Annotated in this window: 7 protein-coding genes; 4 read left to right on the top strand and 3 right to left on the bottom strand. The window is 45.6% G+C overall.

Annotation, left to right across the window (positions count from 1 at the left end):
* Positions 1-85: 85 nt before the first annotated feature.
* Complete coding sequence (proC, locus tag QT974_RS08665; protein WP_333468101.1) at positions 86-931, top strand: pyrroline-5-carboxylate reductase; 846 nt, start codon at positions 86-88, stop codon at positions 929-931.
* 105 nt (positions 932-1036) lie between these two features.
* Here the strand turns inward: proC and QT974_RS08660 are convergent, their stop codons facing one another.
* Positions 1037-1264: a hypothetical protein gene (locus QT974_RS08660; RefSeq protein WP_333468099.1), complete on the bottom strand. Its 228-nt coding sequence runs from the start codon at positions 1262-1264 to the stop codon at positions 1037-1039.
* A 494-nt stretch (positions 1265-1758) separates the two neighbouring features.
* Entirely contained in the window at positions 1759-1959 is a 201-nt protein-coding gene (locus QT974_RS08655) for a plasmid partition protein ParG (RefSeq protein WP_332943174.1), read from the bottom strand.
* A gap of 389 nt (positions 1960-2348) precedes the next feature.
* Here QT974_RS08655 and QT974_RS08650 point away from each other — a divergent pair, with 389 nt between their 5' ends.
* The 3 genes from QT974_RS08650 to QT974_RS08640 all read left to right on the top strand — a co-directional run bounded on the left by QT974_RS08650 (position 2349) and on the right by QT974_RS08640 (position 3366).
* Positions 2349-2681: a hypothetical protein gene (locus QT974_RS08650; RefSeq protein WP_333468098.1), complete on the top strand. Its 333-nt coding sequence runs from the start codon at positions 2349-2351 to the stop codon at positions 2679-2681.
* A 102-nt stretch (positions 2682-2783) separates the two neighbouring features.
* Entirely contained in the window at positions 2784-3053 is a 270-nt protein-coding gene (locus QT974_RS08645) for a hypothetical protein (protein WP_333468097.1), read from the top strand.
* Positions 3025-3366, top strand: coding sequence for a hypothetical protein (locus tag QT974_RS08640; RefSeq protein WP_333468096.1), 342 nt, complete (start codon positions 3025-3027; stop codon positions 3364-3366). The genes QT974_RS08645 and QT974_RS08640 overlap by 29 nt, the downstream gene beginning before the upstream one ends.
* Before the next feature lie 133 nt (positions 3367-3499).
* Here QT974_RS08640 and QT974_RS08635 read toward each other — a convergent pair whose 3' ends face one another.
* A complete protein-coding gene (locus QT974_RS08635; RefSeq protein WP_333468095.1) occupies positions 3500-5866 on the bottom strand; it encodes a bifunctional serine/threonine-protein kinase/ABC transporter substrate-binding protein in 2367 nt (788 codons plus the stop codon).
* Positions 5867-6000: the final 134 nt, after the last annotated feature.

Below are 6000 nucleotides of genomic sequence, written 5' to 3'. Positions count from 1 at the left end.
AATAACCAATAACCAATAACCAATAACCAATAACCAATAACAAATAACCAATAACCAATAACCAATAACCAATAACCAATAACTAATAACTATGATAAAGTTTGGTACGATCGGCGGCGGAGTAATGGGAGAAGCTCTCTTATCCCGCTTAATAGCACAAAAAGTTTATTTTCCTTCAGAAATATTGGTGAGCGATCCGCAACCCCAACGGCGCGAATTTTTGACGGCCACCTACGGAATCGGAACAACAGCCAGCAATCTAGAAGTTGCTACCGCTACAGAAGTGCTGTTTTTGGCGATTAAACCACAAATTTTTGAGAAAGTAGCTTTGGAATTAGTCGTGGGGATCGATCGCCCACAAGCAAATAATGGAGAAACAGCTAATTCTGGGCCACAAGCTGCGATCGTGTCGATTTTGGCAGGAGTTCCCCTGAGCAAGCTCGAAGCAGCATTTCCGGGGCGAGCAGTGCTGCGCGTGATGCCAAATACTCCGGCCACGGTAGGTGCGGGAATGAGTGCGATCGCCCCAGGGAAACTCGTGCAACCGACGGATTTAGAATTAGTCAAGCGGATGTTTCAGGCCGTGGGAGAAGTGGTAGAAGTGCCTGAAAGTATGCTGGATGCGGTGACTGGCCTTTCCGGTTCCGGGCCGGGTTATGTAGCGATTTTTATCGAAGCATTGACAGATGGCGGAGTTTGTGCTGGACTGCCGCGGGCGATCGCCTCCCAATTAGCAATCCAAACAGTATTCGGTACAGCGAAGCTATTGCAAGAAACGGGAATGCACCCGGCAGAATTAAAAGATCGAGTGACAAGTCCCGGCGGTACAACTATTGCCGGAATTGCTGCATTAGAAAGTAACGGCTTTCGATCGGCCGCGATCGAAGCAGTCAAAGCAGCTTGTTTGCGCTCTCAAGAATTGGGTAAATAATAGCAAAGAATCTTAAATGGTTGATAGCGACTTCAAATTGAAGGAACTTGTCAAGCAATTAACGGCTGTAATTCAATAGTTTTTATTCATCAGTTAGAGGCGTTATTACTGGAGTTCAAGGTTCTCTTTTGCCTTGTTTGCTCTGAGCTGATGGTTGACCAAACGTTTGTTGCTCTGCTCGGTATAGGCTGAAAAACCCAGCACCCAGAGCATCCGGTGTAATTCCGCTGGTTTCCAGCCCTCGTCTTTGGCTAATTCTTGCATTTGTTCTAAAAGCGGAGCAGGCACGGAAAAATCTATGCGCACCATTTTCGGAGCATCTATTTCGGGCATTTTCAATATTCCACATTCATATATTGCTTATCCTACAAGGATTTAGGGACTACTAAGTCCTTTTGGATTCCCGGTGGCACATAAAATTACATTCTCAGGGTTTACAAAGGGACTCAGAAGGGGGGTACGATCGACAAAATCATGCGATCGAAACCAAATCCCGCTTCGCGAGTGCGGGTTGCCCGATCGGACTATCTGAGCTTGGAGAAGGCAATTATGACAGAATCGCCCCAAAGGTGGGGCGGATTTTTTTATTGAGCTAGTCTAGCTTTGCTTATTCCTGCCTCTCGCCCCATTCGGCCTTCGCCTTACGCCAAAAGTAGTTATGTCTGTCCATACATAACTACAACTGTGCATACACAGATATGGTCGAACACCAAAACCAAACCCCGCTCCTTCTGACTCACAATCTTTAAGGGCGAGGTCTGCCACTCACTTTCTAGAGATTTCCTCTATGTTTGCAGACTCCGAGCAGCCATATTTTCTGATGGTTGCTAGCCACTTGCGTCGCTTTCATTTTCAGGGCGCTCGTTACGCTGATTTTCTTCTATGTACTGTTTGACCAAATCGATAAGCACTTCATTCATATTTTTTCCGTTCAACGCACAAACAGCTTTAAATCGCTCTCGAAGCGTTCGAGAAGGAAATGTAACTTTCACAGTTGGTACTGGTTCTGTAGTTTTTAGCTCTGCCACTGGGATATTTAGCGCAATTACTTCATATATCCCAGACTACCTGTTAAAGCTGGTTTTTTGCTTAACGAGCGAGAGGTGTATATGGGTTATTTGCATCTTATATCCCATATGCGTTATCATACATCCACGAACGCCTACGAACCAAGCAGAAGCATGAAACAGTTATCTGTACTCCCAATGTGGTTGCTTCAGCCAGCTTTGTTAGCGTTAAAAAAACCAAAAACCAAACCCCGTTCCCTCTAGACTCACACTCTTTAAGGGGGGGTTTGGCACTCACTTGCTGGAGATTTCCTGGTTTGGGATGTTTCCGATGTCCCATAGCGCCGCGCAGAGGATCTAGACCATCCCCGGCGCGACTAACCCCCTAACACGAGTAGGAGACTCAAATTATGATGACAAACTTTGGCATTGGTTGGGAAACAACACCAAGTTTTCCGCCACAATTGGTATTTACCAAAACTCTGGGTTTTGTACCTAAATCCGGCGATACTTTGCCGTCGGTGATTCCTGGTGTCGATACCTTGCCACCTTGCTCTGATGGCTACGAACTGGTGAGGGTAGTGGTTTTTGGCTCGAACTACGGCATTAACTATACGATCCGCTGGCTCTGGGGGCTGAATTTCGCTCAAATCTCCGAATGGAGTGTCCCTATACCTGCGCCCGGTTCTAGCGAAATGATGAGCATCGTTACCAAGCGGATTCCGTTGGGTGGAACTAACTAACCGGCAAACTTGGTAACAACTTTGTAGCAATGCTGGCGATAGTTTTATCTGTATCGAGAGCGATCGCCAGTTTCTTCGATCGAAACACCTGTGAGGATTGACATGACTAACGGCAATGGACTTAACGGTGACAGGCCTCAACCCGATCGGATAGGAGAGTTAGAGGAATTCGTTGAGGCTCTAGATCTGTCTATTGAGAACCTTGAGGACAGAACAGATGCTCTAGAGGACACAACCAGTGTTTTGGAGAACAAAACTGACATTACTGAAGATCAAGTTGGCAGGCTTACGGAACGAGTAACAGAATTAGAGGAACAAGTAAAAAATATCTACGGGGATGAAGATGACTGGAAGCGAATGTCTAAAACTTAAGCAGCGCACCGAAAGGCGTTTGGCAAGAACCCGACTGGTACAAAACAAAACCGAACAGATGCGACAGAAGACCGAAAGGATGCGAGAAAAGCTTGAGGCTACTAAAGAGCGTTGGGATAAACTTAACACCGAAAGTGCTTTGAGTCGCAATCAAAAATCGCCCATAGTGGACTTTGTTGATGATTTGGTACACCGTCCGCCAAATACTGAACAGATGCGCCAGCTAAAGGAACTGTTGCTGCAAGAACAAGCGGCGATCGCTCAACTCATTGCTCTAATCGATCGGCACCTAGAGGACTCAAACCTAGAGTAGCTGTCTGCTGTGCCCAACTTGTTTAGCAGCGGGTGCTGCTGGGCAAGTTTTGTTTTGTAGTGTGGTTGGGAGGTAACGGAATGACGGCTTCAGAACCAATTCTGGCGCACAATTAAATCGATCGCCCGTGAGTTCAATCGCACTGTAAACCTGCCGCTGCCGCTGTCGAATACTTGATGGGAACAAAAGCGAGGCCGAACAGCTCTTTCGGACACTCTACAATATGTACTAAATCCCTGGGAGGATTTTTGCGATCGCCATTGTTCGGCGAGTTAAACTCAATGGTGCCTGTGGCTCCCCAAGCGCTAAAATCAGGAGCTGCCAGCATTTTTTGCATTCCTTTGCGACTGGGTTTTTGCTGCATTTCCAATGCTTTGACGATCGCGCGCGCTGCATCGTAAGCTGAAGCTATGCGAGTATTGCCTTCTTCTCCCCAGAGCGATCGAGTTTGTTGGGGAAATTCTGTGTTGCGACTGTTTAAGGGATGCCAGCCAACAGAACAGATTAGTTTTTTAAACAAGTTTTGCGGTTGCCCAGATACAAGTTCTAACAGTTGCGGACACATCAGCATCCATCCCCCGACAATCCAATTGCGAGATTGGTTAAGTTTTATTATCTCAAATGCGTTGTCTACGGCTTTCGTAACATGAGGGTCTGGAACTAGAACGATCGCAGTTTCTCCCTTTGCCTCGATTTCCTGTATAGCTCTTTCGGCGTTGAAGTCTGTTTTAGATATATCGAAATCGCGAATCCAGACTATTTTTCCCCCTCGGATACCTCCAAAATATTTTTTGTACTCTTCCATAAAAGATGCGCCGAAGGGACTGCCCGGATCGGATAAAATTGCTACTTGTTTTTGATTTTTTTCCAGGAGGTATTCCGCCAAATCTCTAGCGATTAAATGGCTTGTATATTGAGTCCGAAAGAAAAATTTCTTAGGATCGGATGTCAGCTCTTCCGTTGCGGCACCCGGAGAGATCGAAACCAGATGATTGTTGTTGTAAATATCTACAGCGTGCATCGTCATCTCGCTGCTAGCGTGACCGATAACTGCTAAAATATCTGGTTGCTCTACCAATGAAACTGCTCTTTGTTTTGCCTCCTCTTCATGGTTCGCATCGTCAGCAATAATTACTTTAAGTCCTTTGCCGTTAATGGCTTTACTCGGTAAAAAGCCTTGACCGGGAAAGTGCCGATCGCTAGAATTAGCCAGTTCCAAATTAACTTCTGTTTGCGCTTGAGCCACTCCGCGCAGAAATTCTTTCGCCTGAGCGCTAAGCAGAGCATAGCTGTTCTGATTTCTCCGACAAACGGAAAGGACTACAGCAATTGTGTAATAAGCAGCTTTGCTGGTCTCCAGAAAAGCATTGTTCGTGTAAATTAAAGTTTCTGGATCTTTGCCGTATTCTTGGTGCCACGATTCTTTGAAGAAATTAAAAGCTCTCTGTGAATTTGAATCTGCAAATTCTTGAACTCCTCTTTGCTTTGACCGAGGAGGACGAGAACTTGTAAAGAGAATTTTTTCTCCGGCACTTAAACCATCTGGGAGGGCTAAGGGAGGGTTTGGAGGGAAAGGTGTTTTGCTGTTTGGGGCCGCATCTTCCACTTCCACTATCGCAGTCTCAACCGGCATCGATTGGGCTCGGGATAGCTTCGCTTCACGCAAATCCTGCAACACCTCAGCAACCGATTGATAGCGTTTGGTAAAGTCGTAGCGCAGCATCTTGTTTAAAATTCTTATTAAATCATCGCTAACCTGTGGGAGCTCTCTATCGGGGGTCGAGTAGTGCCAGATAATTTCGCAAGTTGGTTTATGGTTGCAAAGGTCTGCAATATCTAAACCTGCGATCGCTTGGATGCCGACGATTCCCGCGGCATAGATATCGCTGTTAAATTTTGGCTGATTTTTCCACTGTTCGGCTGGCATATAACCGTCTGTACCAACTGCGCGAGTTTGAGTTATTTCACCGCCCTGAATCGCTAAATTGCTAATAGCTTTTACTGCCCCAAAATCGATGACTGCAATTTTGCCGTCAAGTTGCCGAATTAAGTTTGACGGTTTAATGTCGCGATGAACAATATTTTGAGAGTGGACGCAATTTAAAACCTCTAAAATATCCAGCAATAGATCGATGACTTGTGCTTCCCCTAACTTTTTGCCCGAACCGAGTTCTTGGCTCAGCGGCTCTCCTTTTATGTATTCTTGAATTAAGTAAAAATTTCCCTTTTCTTCAAAGCTCTCGATTAACGCAGGAATGCGCGGACATTTATCTTTTAGATGCCGCAGGGTTTTAGCTTCTTTTTTAAATTGCTGTCGTGCTTCCTCCAACAGTTGCGGATAGTTAGATTGAGGCGGCCGAATTTCCTTAACGACACACAAGGGATTTTCGGGACTGCGGGCATCTTTAGCCGTATAGGTTGTGGCAAACCCTCCCTCACCTAATTTATTGATAATTTGGTAGCGATTATTGCGCAGAATATCCCCTGAATTCAGGCACATAAGTTTTTTACGCTCCCCGAGTCGCTGCTGTGGTTGAGGTCGATCTTACCACAAATATGACTTTTATAAACTCAAAGTTATGACTTTTATGAACTCAAAGTTATGAATATATGAATTGACTTTGAGAGTGGCTT

The sequence above is a fragment of the Microcoleus sp. BM001215392 genome, assembly GCF_036700185.1.
Lineage (GTDB): Bacteria > Cyanobacteriota > Cyanobacteriia > Cyanobacteriales > Microcoleaceae > Microcoleus.
This window is presented reverse-complemented; position numbering and strand designations above follow the sequence as displayed.

Bases quoted from the DNA above. Each gene is read 5' to 3' on its own strand.
- QT974_RS08660 (WP_333468099.1), bottom strand. From the start codon at position 1,264: ATGCCCGAAATAGATGCTCCGAAAATGGTGCGCATAGATTTTTCCGTG.
- QT974_RS08635 (WP_333468095.1), bottom strand. From the start codon at position 5,866: ATGTGCCTGAATTCAGGGGATATTCTGCGCAATAATCGCTACCAAATT.
- QT974_RS08645 (WP_333468097.1), top strand. From the start codon at position 2,784: ATGACTAACGGCAATGGACTTAACGGTGACAGGCCTCAACCCGATCGG.
- QT974_RS08650 (WP_333468098.1), top strand. From the start codon at position 2,349: ATGATGACAAACTTTGGCATTGGTTGGGAAACAACACCAAGTTTTCCG.
- QT974_RS08640 (WP_333468096.1), top strand. From the start codon at position 3,025: ATGACTGGAAGCGAATGTCTAAAACTTAAGCAGCGCACCGAAAGGCGT.